This is a genomic window from Streptomyces sp. NPDC001443 (genome assembly GCF_053597355.1).
Genome location: NZ_JBSFIA010000045.1, coordinates 67,139 through 81,080, shown reverse-complemented (window position 1 = coordinate 81,080; position 13,942 = coordinate 67,139). Strand labels below are relative to the sequence as shown.

Below are 13,942 nucleotides of genomic sequence, written 5' to 3'. Positions count from 1 at the left end.
TCGCTGATGCCGCTGCGCCTGGCCCGCTACGGCGTCCCGCTGTCCGAGACCGCCCCGGCGGGCCTCGCGGCGGCGGGCATCGAACCTGTCCTGCTCCCCCCGGCCCCCCAGCCCGCGCTCACGGCCAACGCGCCGGCCCCGCCGGCCCCTCTGGCCGCCGCCCCGCGTACCGTGGAAGCGGCCCCCGACCGGCAGCAGCACGCCCCCCAACAGCACCAAGGCCAGCACAGCGGGGAACTCCTGCTGAAGGATCCCTCTCCGCAGGAGACGGGCACGTTCCCCGGCCCGGCCGGTCCCCACCACACCCGCCGGGTCGGCGAGGACATCGATACCCTCGCCCCACAGCTCGCTCCTGCCATCGCCGCCGGGCCGGCGTCACATCCCCGTCACGGTGCCTCTCCCAGCACCTGGCACGACCACGGACACGAACGCGGAACCCCACCCGCCGCCCGTACCCCTGCAGCCCCCACACCTCCACAGACCAGCCACACGGAGTCCGGCAGCCCGCTGGCATCCGCAGGCCCGGTGCATGCAGGCGTCTCCCCCACCCTCGACCCGGGCACACCCCACACCGTCCCGGCCCCCGACTCCGTTGTCGGCCCGCAGGGGACCGGCCCCCGCAACGGCACCACGGCGCACCACCCACCCCACACTCCTCCGGCTGCCGCACGGGCCCGGCAGGCCAAGCACACGCAGCCCCTGCCGCCGGGAGACCGGGCACGTCCCCCCACGCCGCAAGGCCGCCCGCAAGGAGAACAACTCACCGCGCCCGACCGCTACTACCTCGCATGGATGCAGTACCAGAGCGAACACGGCACCGAACCCACTGCCGAACAGCTCTCCACCCACCTCGCTGGCCAAGGACTCCTCGGACGTGGCCGCCGACCCGTCAGCCCCGCCAACCTGCGCCGCCACTTCCTGCGCTGGCGCGTCTACAACATCTGGGCCGAGCACCGGCGGCACACGCAGGCGCCCTCCAGCGCCGACCTGGCCCAAGAATGCGCAGCCCGTGGCATCACCGGCCAGTACAACCGGCCCGTGACCGCCCTCTACATCACCGACGAAACCCCGGACTTCGAGCGCCGCCGACACGCCCTCAGCACCCACCACACCCCCATCCACCCATGACACGGCGCCGTATCCACTGCCCCGGGCGTGGGCCTGGCCCGCCTCCTCCACCGGGCCGGATCCGCATGGCCGCATCCTGCGTGACAGAGCGCCCCCTGCAGGCCGCCCGCAGCATCACTGCTGTTGCGCGGCGTTGCACATGCCGACGAAGGGGCCGTTCACGACGTCGACGAATTCCGATGTCGACGCCCGCCAGTCGGTATCCCGGCGGGACGTCATCGGCGAGGTGCCGCATTCTTCGGCGAGATGCCGGTGGATCAGTCTCAGCAGTCGAACACCAACCAGCAGATGTCGTTCCTCAACCGCTGGTCGTCAAGTACGAGCTCCCGAATCGGCTCCGGGAGCTGGTCACGCTGCCACTGGCACTCGTGCTGCCCTGCGGCCTCGCTCTCGCCATCAGGCGCGGCGACGCGTACGGCCTTGATCGCATAGGCAGCCGCACCGAGCTCGTGTGCGGCGACATGTGCAACAACCCCGGCTTGGCCCGCGGCGTAGGCGGCACACCGTGCTGCGCCACGCAGGTCCCGGGCCGCGCCCATCGCGTGGCCGCCCGCCGCGCGGGCTTCCATCATCTTGACCTCGCCACGCACCCAGGCGCGGGCATGCTCGATCGCCTGGCGCGGCCGCGGATCCGCAGGCCGAGCCGACTCGAACAGGTCAAGAACGTGCTCGGCGCAAGCTGCCGCCCACAGGGCCAGCAGATGGTGGTCCGCATCAGTGAGGGTCCCACCGCGGCGGATCGTCACGAAGCGAGGGTCTCTGACCTTCGGGAGGATCAAGATCGGTATTCCTTCCTGCTGGTATGAAGCGAAGCCTGCAACCCCACGCCACACATCCGACCCCTCGATCACCGACATCACCGACATCACCGAGCATCCCAGCCTGCGCCTGGGAAAGGCTGGTCGCCCAGGTGGTGCACACCCTCGCAGCAGAGGTGGCGGGCCTCAGCCGCCAGTTCACTTGGATCGAAGTCCGGTTTCGCGACCACCGCAAGTTCGAAGTGATCACCGATGTCAGGCTTGGACGGTGTCCTCGGCGCCGGGTTTCCGGCCGCCTCCAGACGCGGCATGACCGCCTTCGGCACTGCAGACCACCTCGGCGGCTTCGGTGGCATCGCGTGCGCTGTTCTACACGCACTCACAGCTTGCGGACCGTACGAGGAATCGCTGCCTGCATATGGTCCGCCCCTCGAGCCAGTTCGTCGCATATGCCGCTGACATAATTTATGCATGCCGAGCCGCGACACGATCCAGTGGGCCCCCGACGCAGGTCTCCTCATGATCCCGGGCGATCCAGCGAAGGACGTCGCCCCAGGGTTCGCTGTCTTCGACGACTGCGTACCGGCCCTGCGGACCTTCCTCCTGGGTCGGCTGCGACCAGAAAACGTCAGGCCGGCACCGCCCAAGGCGAAGGGCGACGCCGTCATACCCATCCGCGTCAGTCTCGTCCCCCGGCCCGACAATGACTACGACACCAGGGCCATGTCGGTCGCTGCCCCGCCCCACCACGGCGGATCCGTTCTCGACCGGCACATGGGCTATCTCTACAGCAGTGCGCTGTACGTCACGAGCGAGAGCATCCGCGATCTCACCGAAGAGACCGGGACCCCCATCGGCTGTCACGGATGGATAGAGCTCTACGACCTCGAAGCCAACAGCCGCTTCTACGACGACGAGGACGGGGACGATGCGGACTGGGAACCCAGCCGCGACGAGCCGGTGTCGTGGGCGGAGCAGAAGGCCTTCGGCTATGCGGTCGGTTCCGTACGGGTCCTGCTGCCCGAGCGTCAGACCGTGCGCGCCCTCGTGGACTCCTACCTGGCCGCCCATCGGCAGGAGGCCGACCCGCGCACAAAGAAGGAGCCGGCCCCGACCGGTGTCGAGCAGGGCCTGCGCCGGGCGCTCGCCGAGCGGTTCGCCATCCGGCTACGGACCGCTCTGAGCCATCGCGCCGCCGGCGGAGCCTGGGGCCGCGAGACCAAGCGTGACCGCGCGCGGCACCGCCGAGACGCCGAGGCACGCCCGCTCCTGCCCGCCTGGGATACCTACCGGAGCCTGCCGCACGATTTCCGCGGCCTGCGTGCCGTCACCCGGTCCGTCTTCCAGCACACCCGGATCCTCGTCCTGGACGAATCCGGCGTGGAAGTCGGGCAGTACCACCAGCCGGACGGCCCGCTCACCCTGGTCGACGAGCGCACACGCGCCGAGGCACTCGGTGCGCTGCGCGCACACGGGGTGGACGTGGATATGCCCGAAGACCTGGCCGCCCTGGACAACTTCCCTGACGCGATGGTCGTCATGACCAGCAAAGGCATGTGGTCGATACGGCTCTCCAAGCCGGGGGTACTGCGGAGCAGGCTTCCCGAGGCCGGCTGGTTCGACCCGGACTCAGGCACACTCACCGCGTACGCCACGCCGCTCGCCGAGCCGTTGACGGTACTCCTGCGCCGGCACGGCGTACGGCCGCTGCTCATAACCTGGGGCACGCCCCACGAGGAGGTGGAGCGGCACAACTTCCGCGCCGCGTTCGCACCGGCCGAGATCAGCCCCCTCGGCCGCTCCAGCCGGGTGACAGCCACCGCGCAACAACTGATCCCGCAGCCCCACCACCGTTGGCTCAACGCAAAACCCGACGACGCAAAGGCCCTTGCCGCGCAGACCGGGAGCCTGCTGCCGCCACTCATCGACGACGCGGCAGACAACCCCTACTACCGGCGCGCCCTGGAAACGCTCTTCGCGTCCCCCGTAGACCTGACGCAACGCGGGCCATGCCGGCTCTGCGGGCGCTCCGCCCAGTCGGCATTCCCAGGACTCTTCTACTGCCACGGCTGCTGCGTTCTCGCAGGCAACGGGGTAATGCGCGACACGGGAGCGGACGGAGCGTGGACGGAAGCGACCGTGTACGCGCTGCGCAGACTCGCCGAACTCGAATTCTCCGGGCCGCCGTCTCTCGCCCAACTGGACCGTATCTGCGTCCCGTTCCAAAACCGCGCTCTGGTCGACGAGGTGATGCTCTGCCGTTTCCTGGTGCCGCGCCCCCACTCCGCGGTACTGAGCGCACGACCCACGCGCCCGGCCCGCACCTGGACACAGTGGCTGGCCCACGCAGAGCTCCTCACGGACGGGGTCCGCACCTGGATGGGTACGGCGACCACGGCCACGGACGGACACCTGTGCCGCTCCCTGTTCGAACGCCACGTGGACGACTTCCTCCACCACCGGGGCGTAGCCCACGAACCCGAGCCCGCATACCCGCGCCACCCGCAACTCAACACCACTGGCCTGCGCGCAGACTGGCGTCTGGCCGACGGCACATTCGTCGAAGCCCTGGGCCTCATGACCCAAGAAGCGTATGCGGCGAAGGTCACCCGCAAACGGGACCTGGCCCGCCACCACGGCCTGCGCCTCGTCACCATCACCGCCGAGGACCTGAGCCGCCTCCCGGAAATCTTCGCCGACTGGCTCCCCAAAGACCCGACCGGCTGAGACCGAGGAAAATCCGGCTTCATGCACTTGTGGCCAAGTACTGTTCCCTCGGCCGTGAACGGTCAGCCGAGCATCACGGCGAGCGACGAAGACCTCCGTGCGGCAGTCCAGGACAGCCACACCTCACCGGAGGTCTTCGCTGTGATCGAGCACCCCAAGGACGTCGACAACGCTCGCAGGACGGGGCGCGGGGAACACCGCGGCAAGGACGGCCGCCGCTGCAGCCGCGAGCCGAGACCTCTGGTGGGATATCCCGCTGCCCGGATGGAATATCCCACCAGAAATCAATTCCCGCGATTCTCATGTACCGCTGATCCGAAGAGTTGCCTCATCTCCATGGATGGACAGGTAATACCGCTCGACGAATGTTCCACTCTCCACGTCCTCCAGGGCGAGCTGAAGATCGAGAATCCGCTTTAGCGCCTGGGCGGTCCGCAGGCCGTCGCTGTCAGGGAGCGGCACTGTTGCCAACTCGTCGAAGTAGGGTTTGACGGAGGGCCATGCGGGTGAGGGGTCAACTCTGCAGACGAAGAACGGCTGGTCGACTCTCATGTAACGCAGGGTGCACACGGTCTCCCCGTTCCGAATCAGCCTCCAAGATGCCGCCATCACTAATTCCTTTCAGCACTCTCTCAACTCACGGATGCCACTCAATATTTCATCAAAGCTCGCACCGGGGGGCTTCCTGTATTGGTGGCGCCATAGCGATACCGAACCCTGGCGTCGCAGCAGCTGAGACGGTCAGCTGACTAGCCCTTCCAAACGGCTCGCCTCGACGATTTGACAAACCCCCTCCACATGCACGTAAAGGGACTTCCTGAGGAGCTGCCTACAACCCACTGCCCTGGCGGACATCTCGGGACCACTCCACGCCTTGCTGGAAGCGGTCGAAGACCGCTCTGCAGGACTGCGGCAGCGGGCCGCCCGGGTCAGGATGAAATCGGCAAGTTCGCGAGCATGACGGCGTAGAGCGGAGAGTCCGGGAAGGGCTGACGCTCGCCCACCTTACGGAAGCCCCAGTCCTCGTACAGTGCTTGGACGCGGGGATGTTTGCCGTCGCCCAGGAGGACGGCGAGGTCCTCGGGCCTCTCCTGCAGGAGGGCTCGGGAGAGTGCGTCTGCCACACCTTTCTTGCGCTTCTTGGGATGGACGGCCAGCTCGGAGTACGAGAAGGTCACGGCCTTCTCCGGTGCCGGGTCGAGGTGCTCGCGCCACCATTCCCGACCCTCAACCGCAGGAGCGCCGTAAGCGAAGCCCACCGCCTCCTCGCCGTCGTACGCGATCACGCAGGCGAAGGCGGGGTTATTGCCCCAGTGGTCCACGAACCAGGGAAACTTCTTCTTGAAGTCGTCGTCCCGATCGGGGCCCGCCGCTGCGGCGTGCAGGTCGATGATGGTCTGCCGGATCTGCGGCAGGTCGTCATGCCCGAAGTGGCGGATATTCAGCCCAGCGGCACTCACAGTCGGCTCCATTCGGATCGGTAGCGGTCGCCCCACTCTCGGGCGATCCTGGCGTCCGGCGCAAGAGTGATCAAGTCCCGGTAGTAGTCACCGAGCAGAGAACGCATCCGACCCGGGATGGGGGTGCCGGACATCAGGGGGAAGACCGCTCCACTGCTGCGTCGCTCGTCACCACGATGAAGCAGCTCGCAGCCCATCGTGCCTTCCTCCACAGCGACGGACTGGACGTCCATCCGTGGCCGGGCCGGACAGCAGCGGCGGTGGTGGGAAAGGAGCCGAGACCGGACGAGAACAGCACGGACCGCATCCCCGAGGAGATCATGGCTCCGCTGCTGCGCGCGGCCGTCTTCTACATCACCATCGCCAGCCGCGACATCCGCGCTGCCCGCGCCGAGATACAGGCCCTGCAAGAGGCCGCACGCCTGCGGCCCTACAGCATGGGCGGAGCAAAGGAAGCCGCGTTCTCCTCCTTCATCGCAAAGCGCCGGGCGGCCGGGCGCGGCCTGCCGGCCCTGCCGCTGGAGGCGGTTTCATGGCGACCAGGCGCCGACGTGGTCGACGGAGTCGTCCAGTCGCCGAACATCACTCTGATCGAGCTGATGATCGGCGGCTACGCCCGTATCGACCACCTCGTGGCACGGGCGGCAGCCGAGCTGGGGTTTGAGGAAGGCGGCCTCGATACACCGATGTCGCCCTGGCCGGAGTCCGGCCGGCCGTGGCGGCCACGGCTGGACCCCACGACTGTGAATCGGGAGACCGAGTATCTGCGCACGGCCTGCTGGATCGTGATCGCGTACCTTTCAGGACTTCGCGACGACGAGGTGCGCCTCCTGGGCCGCGAGTGCGCGTTCACCGAAACCGGCGACGACGGCCGGATTCGCTACAAGCTGCGCGGGCGGGTCTACAAGAACCGAAAGATCAGCGGCGATGAGGCCGAGTGGGTCGTCCTGGACATCGTTCACCAGGCCGTCGACGTCCTCCTCGGCCTCCATGACGATCCGGACCATCTCTTCGGCTACTGGGGTACGGACATCACTGGCTATCAGCTTTTCGGGTCCGTTCCCTACCGGCTGGGGCGCTTCCGCGGCCATGCCAACGAGCTCTTCAGCGCGGAAGCGGGACTGTTCATCCCCAACGACACAAGCGGCGTCGACGTCTACGCCGCCCCGGACACCCTCGATTCAGAAAGCCATCAACACGGCTGCGGAGGCGAGGCCCCGGACGGGTCTCTCGGCCTTACCGAGGAAGAACCTGATCCAGCAGGGGTTCCCTGGAGTTTCGACACGCGGCAGTTCCGTCGAACTTTGGCCTGGCATATCGCTCACCAGCCCTTCGGCGTTGTCGTCGGCGCACGGCAGTACCAACATGCCCGAATAGTCATGTTCGAGGGATATGCGGGTACTTCGGAGTCCGGCTTCGCCGAGGAAGTAGCGGCCAACGACGCGGTGGCGCGGCTGGACTACCTGGAGGATATCTACCGGGACTGGCACAACGGTGGCGCCGCCTCCGGCGGGGCCGCAGAGCGGATCTCGGCGGAGCTCGAGCGGATCCGCCGCGAGCTCGGTGACCTGCCCGGCGTTGTCGCGTCCCCTGCCCGGCTGCGGACGATGCTGCGGCACCTCACCAAGATGCTGCACCCCGGGGTGCTGAACGACTGCTTCTTCCAAGCCGCCACCGCAGTATGCCGCAAACGGACCAAGGCGCTCGGCCGCCCGGTGCCGCTGCACAACATGTGTCTGAACTGCCCCAACGCCCGCCGGTCGGCAGTGCACTTGCCCCGGCTCGCCACCGCACGGGACCAGGCCCTGACGGTGCTCGACCTGCCCAAGAAGGAACGTGAGGCCCTGCCCCGGCTGCAGGTTATCGCCCTGACCGACTACGCCACCGAACTCGACGAACTCATCCAGAGCATCACTACGGACGACTCCAAGGAAAGCGCGAGGTCGGCGTGAACAACGAGACGCGACTGCGCATCCGGCACACCTTCGACCGGCTCTCCACGGGCGGGAGAGGACTTACCGACATCGACCGTGCGCTGATGGAGGCGTTCGAGCGGCTGATGCACGGGCTGCCCGAGCTCACCGATGGCAAGATCACGGTTGTGAATCTGTGCACCGAGGCCGGTGTCTCCCGCGCCTCCTACTACCGCTCGCCGGTGGCGCAGGCGGTGAAGGAGATCCTGGAGGCACCGCGGACCCGTCGACCGGAACCGGAGGAGCTGCGGGCAGAAGTCGCTCGGCTGAAGAAGGCGGAGCGTGAGCTTCGCAGCGAGCATGCCGCCGAGATCCGCGAACTCAAGGGCACCGTGGCCACCTACGCCAACCAGATCCAGGTCCTGGCCTTGCGCAATGCCGAGTTGGAGATCCAGAACGCCCGTCTCCTCGAACGACTGCGGCAGTCCGGGGACAACGTCGCGGTCCTGCCGGCCCCGAGCCCCCCTTCGCCCTGACCGGGCGTGTCACCTGCCAGTTCGCGCGGCCTTCAGCAGTGTGACTAATGTGTCGCGCGCCAGGCATATGCGTCCTGCCAGGGGGAAGACGATCCTGCCCCGAACGGGGTGCATGGACTTTGTCCTGGCAGAGCACGGTCCGGGCGAGTGGGTATGCGAGCTATTTGGTGATGCGTGAGCTGGACGAGACGGCCGCCGGCGGCCCGATTGGGGCCCGCCTGGCCGCCTGGCGCCGCCGCCGGGAACTGACCCGGGATGACCTTGCCTCCCGCACCGGCCTGGAGCTCGACTACCTCGCCGGGCTGGAGACGGGTCGGGAGTGGGTGGACCGCCGCGGTCGGCTGGCGGCGCTAGCCGCCGCCTTGCGGCTCGACGTCGCGGACCTGACCGGGCAGCCCTACCCGCCGCGCGGGGAGGAGCACGCGGCGGTGCGGGCGGTCGCCTTCCACCTGCGGCGCCGCATGGTCCGCCGACAACCGGATACAGCCCCCGGCGTGCTGCTGGAGACGCTTACGGAACGGACCCAGGCTGCCGCACGGGCCGACGCCGCGGGCGACGAGCACCATCTCGCGCTCGGGTTGCCGGAGTTGATCGAGGCGGCCGACCGCGCGATGGCCGCCGCTGCGGGGCCCGGGCGGGACGAGGCGGTGCGGCTGCGTGTGGACGCGCATGTGCTGGCCGCCGGGCTGCTGCGACGCCTGGGCTACAAGGACCTGGCGTGGATGCTGCTGCACCGGGCTCGTCCCGGCACCCGCGAGCCGCTGCCGGTGCTGGTTGAGGAGGTGCGGCTGCTGATCGACCTCGGGCTGCCGGAGTACGCGCTGGCCCGCGCCGACCGCGCCGGGGCCGACTGGGAGTTGTCGGCGCTGGCCGCCGTTGCCCAGGCCATGGCCGGACGCCGTCCGGAGGCCGAACGCCTCCTTGCCACGGCCGCCGAACGGGCCGATGGCGCACGGGAGTCGGCCCTGGTGATCGCGGCCCATGCCGCCGTCGCCGCCGAGGTGGGCGACGCGGCCGAGGCCGCCGACCACGTACGCGCGGCGGATCATGCCGCACTCGACGGTGCCCCCCGCTCCAGTCTGCTGGTGGTCGCCGCGGCGGCCGAGGCCCGCCAGGACCGCGCCGACGAGGCTGCCGCCCGGCTGATCGAGGCCGACGCGGCGGCACCGCTGCGGCTCCGGCTGGACCCCTTCGCCCGGGACCTGGTCGCCGCGCTCGCCGACCGCACCACCGTTCACGCCGCGCCGGTGCGGGATCTAGCTGAGCGGGCCGGGCTGCGGTGATGCCGCCCGTCTGGCGGAAAGGCCCCTGGGGGCGGCAGGCTCGCCCTACGCTACGGCTGAGGCACGGGAGTTGAGGCGGGGCGATGAACGAAGAGCAGGCGCGGAGGATTGGCGAGCGTCTGCGGTCGGCTCGCCGGCAGCGCGGGATGAGTCTGCGCAACCTCGCGGGCCTGGCCGGGGTGTCGGTCGGCTACCTGTCGATGGTGGAGAACGGCCAGCGGCTGCTGGACCGCTCCAGCCTCATCACCTCCTTCGCCGAGGCGTTGCAGATGGCCCCGTCTGAACTGACGGGCCAGCCCTTCGCCCCGGTGGACCCGCACACCAGCGCGGCTCACGAGGCGATCCCCGCCCTGCGGCTGACGCTGATGGGCCTGACCATGGCCACCCCGCCGGACCGCTGCCCGCCTCAGGTTCCGACGGCGGTGCTGACCGAACGGGTGGCGAAGGCCAATCGGCTCTATCACGGGGCCGAATACGGCACCCTCGCTGCCGGTCTTCCGACGCTGCTGGCCGAACTGCACGCAGCTGCCGAGGCCGCTGACGGAGCCGCCCGTCGCGAGCTGCTGAAACTGTTGGCGGACGCCTACCATCCGGCCTGCACCCTGCTGCTGAAGAACCTCGGTTACACCGACTTGGCGTTCATCGCGGTGACCCGTGCCGCCGAGGCGATCGCGGAGTTGGACGATCCCGTCTACTGCGCCCTGTCCGGCTTCTTCCACACCCATGTGCTGATGGCGGCCGGCAGTCCCACCCAAGCCCTGGCGCAGGCCACCGCCGCAGCCAATACCCTCGAAGCACACCTGACGAGCCCTAATGCCCATGCGCTGCTCGGCGAACTCCACCTGGTCTCCGCCACCTCGCTGACCCAGGACCGGCAGCGGCCCGGGGACACCCGCGCCGAGGATGTCCGCGGCCATTTGGCGGAGGCCGCCAAGCTGGCCGGTCGCACCGGCGAGACGCGGGCCTGGCACCTGAACTTCGGCCCCACCAACGTCGGCATCCACAAGGTGAGCCTGAACACCGACCTTGGTCGGCATGGAGAGGCCGTCACCGCCGGAGACGGGGTCCATCCCGAGACGCTGGCGGAGGCTCCCGGACGACAGGCCGCCTTCCACGCCGACCTGGGCCGGTCGCTGGCCCATCTGCGGGGCCAGGAGGCCCAGGGGGTCGCGGCGCTGCTGAAGGCCGAGGAGATCGCACCGCAGCGCATCCACGCCAACGCACTGGTGAGGAACACCGTCGAGTTCCTCACCGACCGGCAGTTGCCCGCCCACGCCGCGCGGGACCTGCGCGGTCTGGCCCACCGCATCGGCCTGCCGCTCTGACCGGCAACATCTCCCTGCCCCGGCTGAGTACATAGGTCCGTACGTGGCTCGACACTCGCCAGTAAAGGACTTCTGGGCATGCACCGTACGCAGTGAGCACGTTGGTCTGTACGCAACACCCCGCACCCGAGCGGGCGTTCCCCACCAACCGACTCTGATACGGGGCTCAGTGTCGTGGGTTCACCGTCGTGAACACCCTTGCGTGCTGGGGCCCTTACCTTCGGTCACGGTCCGGGCGGCTGCCGCTCGGAGAGAGGGTGAGTCCCGCGATGTCCAGCACTGTGATGCGCCACGACTTCCAGGTGATCTCCGAGGCTGAGTACGTCCCGCTGGCCCGCCGTGAGACCGCCAAGGTCCTTGCCGACTGGGGGATGTCCGAGGAGGTCGTGGGCACCGCCTGCCTGATCATCAGTGAGCTGGTGACGAACGTGGTGCGGCACGCGGCCGTGCTCTCGCCCACCGCCGCGGTCACCCTCGCTGTCGAGGAGCAGCCCGCGCTGGTGCTGGCCGTCGCGGATGCCCACCCGCTCAAGCCGAAGCCGCTGCCCGCCGCGCACGACCTCGGTGGCCGCGGCCTGTTCCTTGTCGACGCCTTGGTGAGGGAAGTCCACGGCAGAGCCGAGGTCCTCCCGGAGACCGCCACGGGCGGCAAGCGGATCACCATCCGTCTTCCCCTGGCCCCCGATGCGGCCTGATCCACAGCACGGCACCAGCATCAGGCGGCGGCTACAGAGCCGTTGACGACCTGCACCTCGTTTGCACACGACACAAACCCGCTGTCGGTCACCGCTCCCCGAGCGGTTTCATCGAGCTCACGTCGGCGCCGACCAGCGCCGGTGTACCTGGCGACACTCACGGCCCCGAGGCCCCGCGGCTCCACGAGGCTCACCCGCTGCCGGACCGCCCGCGACGCCAGGACGACAGCGCTACCCGAACAGCACCCCGAAAACCCCAAGAGACAGGAGCTTCCGCGTGTTCATCGACATCCCGAGCGAACTCGAAGCCGCTCTGATCGACCTTCCTCTCCCTACGTGGGAACTGGACGGTTCGTTCCTGGCGAAGTCCACCATGGAGCGGTACCGGACCGAGTTGACGGCCACCCCGCGGTTCGAGGAGACCGCCGCGACGCTGCGACACGCGCTGACCAGGGAGGGCGGCGGATACGCCGTGCTGCGTCTGGGGAACCTCGCCAAGGCGCTGGGGACCGGCGACCGGTTCCGGCGGCTGGTGACTGGCTTCGCAGCCGAGGTGGCGGTCCCCTTCTCGCCCTTCCCGCGGTGGCCCCTGTGGAAAGACATCGGGGTCAAGGTCGACAAGGACCCCGGCAAGTCCAGCGGCATCGGGTACAACGCCTTCCACATGGACCTGGTGAACGCGAGCCTGCCGCCGGACTACACCACACTCCTGTGCGTTCGCCCCGACCCGCTCGGCGGCGGCCTCAGCATCCTCTCCGACGCCCACGCGGCGGTGGCGCGGCTGTCGGAGGGCTGCCGCGCCCTGCTGGCCGAGTCGGCCTACCACTACGGGACCTTCTTCGACCTGTTCGGCGTGGGCGAGGAGTACAAGCCGTTCCCGATCCTGGACGGCTCCGACCCTGGCGAGGGGTTCGTCCGGTTCACCGCCAAGATGCTGGCGAGGTCCGAACTCAGCCAGGCGCACGCCGAATCCGCCAGGGAACTCGCCGAGGAACTTGTCCGGGGGCAGGTCTCCTTCATGCTCCAGCCCGGGGACTACCTCATCGTGGCCCAGCGCCGTTTCCTGCACGGCCGGGAAGCGCTCCACAGCGGTCAGGAGACCATCCCGGCCGCCGACCGCCGGTTGCTCCTCCAGTTGTTCCTGCGCGCGGGGGCCGGCGCCGGCTCGGCCGCGTAGCCGGCCGACGCCACCGGTGACCCACCGAGTCCCGCTCCTGGGTCCAGCCCCCGAGTACGCGGCTCGGCTACGGGGCGGGGCCTGGTCGGGCACACCCAGAAACGGCTGCGTACCGGGCTCCCCGGGCCCGCGCGCGTTAGATGCGCGAGTTGCGCAGGGACTGCCAGACAGCGCCGGCCAGCGCCCGCGTCGCCTGCGGGACCGACAGATCCTCGTGCTCGCGGTACAGCGACCAGTTGTACTTGACCAAGGACATCTTGTTGGAGGACAGCGATCCCGTCTGGCCCGCTCGGTACACGGCGAGCGGTTCGGCCAGTCCGCGGGCGTCGGCGCCGTCTCGCATGATGCTCAGCCACAGCGCGTAGTCCTGGCGCTTGCGCATTTCCGGCATCAGCCGGGTGCCCAGGGCGTTGCGGTCGTACATGGCGGTGAGGGCGCCGATGTAGTCCCGGCGCAGCATCGCGCGGTAGTCCACGTGCCCGCGCGCGCGGATCACCCGCCCGTTGGGGACCCAGTCGATGCTCTCGCCGTCGTAGTCGGCGTCCATCTTGTAATAGCTGGTGAACGTCAGCGGCGCATCGCCCTCGGCGGCGAAGGCGAGCTGCTTCTCGGTCTTCTCCGGCAGCCACAGGTCGTCGGAGTCGAGGAACGCGACGTAGTCCCCGCGGGCCCGCTCGATCGCGAGGTTGCGGGCCCGGCCCGCACCGCCCCGCTCGGGCGCTGTCTTGGGCAGTACGCGCTCGTCCTGGGCGGCGAACTCCATCAGCAGGTCCATGGAGCTGTCGGAGGACTGGTCGTCGGTGACCAGCAGCTCTACGTCAGCGTGCGTCTGTGTGAGCACCGATCGGACGGCCGCGCCGAGGGTGGCTGCCGAGTTGTAGACGGGCATCACGACAGAAACCAGGGGCACAGCACTTCTCCTTGCCAGACCAGGAACGAC

General features: G+C 69.1%; 11 protein-coding genes and 2 pseudogenes. 8 read left to right on the top strand and 5 right to left on the bottom strand.

Features of this window, described 5'->3' with window-relative positions; all coding sequences use genetic code 11:
* A pseudogene (locus ACWC24_RS34975) lies at positions 1–1,128 on the top strand (hypothetical protein); the annotation flags it as partial.
* A gap of 263 nt (positions 1,129–1,391) precedes the next feature.
* Here the strand turns inward: ACWC24_RS34975 and ACWC24_RS34970 are convergent.
* Complete coding sequence (locus tag ACWC24_RS34970) at positions 1,392–1,907, bottom strand: putative immunity protein (RefSeq protein ID WP_450666926.1); 516 nt, start codon at positions 1,905–1,907, stop codon at positions 1,392–1,394.
* 450 nt (positions 1,908–2,357) lie between these two features.
* Here ACWC24_RS34970 and ACWC24_RS34965 point away from each other — a divergent pair, with 450 nt between their 5' ends.
* Positions 2,358–4,613, top strand: a complete 2,256-nt coding sequence (locus tag ACWC24_RS34965) for a hypothetical protein (protein WP_450666920.1) — start codon at positions 2,358–2,360, stop codon at positions 4,611–4,613.
* Between the two features lie 300 nt (positions 4,614–4,913).
* Here the strand turns inward: ACWC24_RS34965 and ACWC24_RS34960 are convergent, their stop codons facing one another.
* The 3 genes and pseudogenes from ACWC24_RS34960 to ACWC24_RS34950 form a co-directional block, all read right to left on the bottom strand.
* Positions 4,914–5,165 carry a hypothetical protein gene (locus ACWC24_RS34960; protein ID WP_450666919.1) on the bottom strand — a complete coding sequence of 84 codons (252 nt, stop codon included), beginning with the start codon at positions 5,163–5,165 and terminating at the stop codon, positions 4,914–4,916.
* A 377-nt stretch (positions 5,166–5,542) separates the two neighbouring features.
* Entirely contained in the window at positions 5,543–6,085 is a 543-nt protein-coding gene (locus ACWC24_RS34955) for a GNAT family N-acetyltransferase (protein WP_450666918.1), read from the bottom strand.
* Positions 6,070–6,219: pseudogene (locus ACWC24_RS34950) on the bottom strand (XRE family transcriptional regulator); the annotation flags it as partial. The pseudogene ACWC24_RS34950 and the gene ACWC24_RS34955, both read right to left, overlap by 16 nt.
* Before the next feature lie 30 nt (positions 6,220–6,249).
* Here ACWC24_RS34950 and ACWC24_RS34945 point away from each other — a divergent pair.
* The 6 genes from ACWC24_RS34945 (at position 6,250) to ACWC24_RS34920 (ending at position 13,002) form a co-directional block, all read left to right on the top strand.
* Positions 6,250–8,025, top strand: coding sequence for a hypothetical protein (locus ACWC24_RS34945; RefSeq protein ID WP_450666917.1), 1,776 nt, complete (start codon positions 6,250–6,252; stop codon positions 8,023–8,025).
* Entirely contained in the window at positions 8,022–8,522 is a 501-nt protein-coding gene (locus tag ACWC24_RS34940) for a hypothetical protein (protein ID WP_450666916.1), read from the top strand. The genes ACWC24_RS34945 and ACWC24_RS34940 overlap by 4 nt, the downstream gene beginning before the upstream one ends.
* Positions 8,523–8,692: 170 nt before the next feature.
* Positions 8,693–9,805: a helix-turn-helix domain-containing protein gene (locus ACWC24_RS34935; protein WP_450666915.1), complete on the top strand. Its 1,113-nt coding sequence runs from the start codon at positions 8,693–8,695 to the stop codon at positions 9,803–9,805.
* An 83-nt stretch (positions 9,806–9,888) separates the two neighbouring features.
* Positions 9,889–11,130, top strand: coding sequence for a helix-turn-helix domain-containing protein (locus tag ACWC24_RS34930; RefSeq protein WP_450666914.1), 1,242 nt, complete (start codon positions 9,889–9,891; stop codon positions 11,128–11,130).
* Positions 11,131–11,399: 269 nt separating this feature from the next.
* On the top strand, positions 11,400–11,825 hold the full coding sequence (locus ACWC24_RS34925) for an ATP-binding protein (RefSeq protein ID WP_450666913.1): 426 nt from the start codon (positions 11,400–11,402) through the stop codon (positions 11,823–11,825).
* 277 nt (positions 11,826–12,102) lie between these two features.
* Positions 12,103–13,002, top strand: coding sequence for a TauD/TfdA family dioxygenase (locus tag ACWC24_RS34920; protein ID WP_450666912.1), 900 nt, complete (start codon positions 12,103–12,105; stop codon positions 13,000–13,002).
* A 136-nt stretch (positions 13,003–13,138) separates the two neighbouring features.
* Here the strand turns inward: ACWC24_RS34920 and ACWC24_RS34915 are convergent, their stop codons facing one another.
* The gene (locus ACWC24_RS34915) at positions 13,139–13,912 is read right to left on the bottom strand and encodes a glycosyltransferase family 2 protein (RefSeq protein ID WP_450666911.1); all 774 of its coding nucleotides are present in this window, start codon (positions 13,910–13,912) and stop codon (positions 13,139–13,141) included.
* Positions 13,913–13,942: the final 30 nt, after the last annotated feature.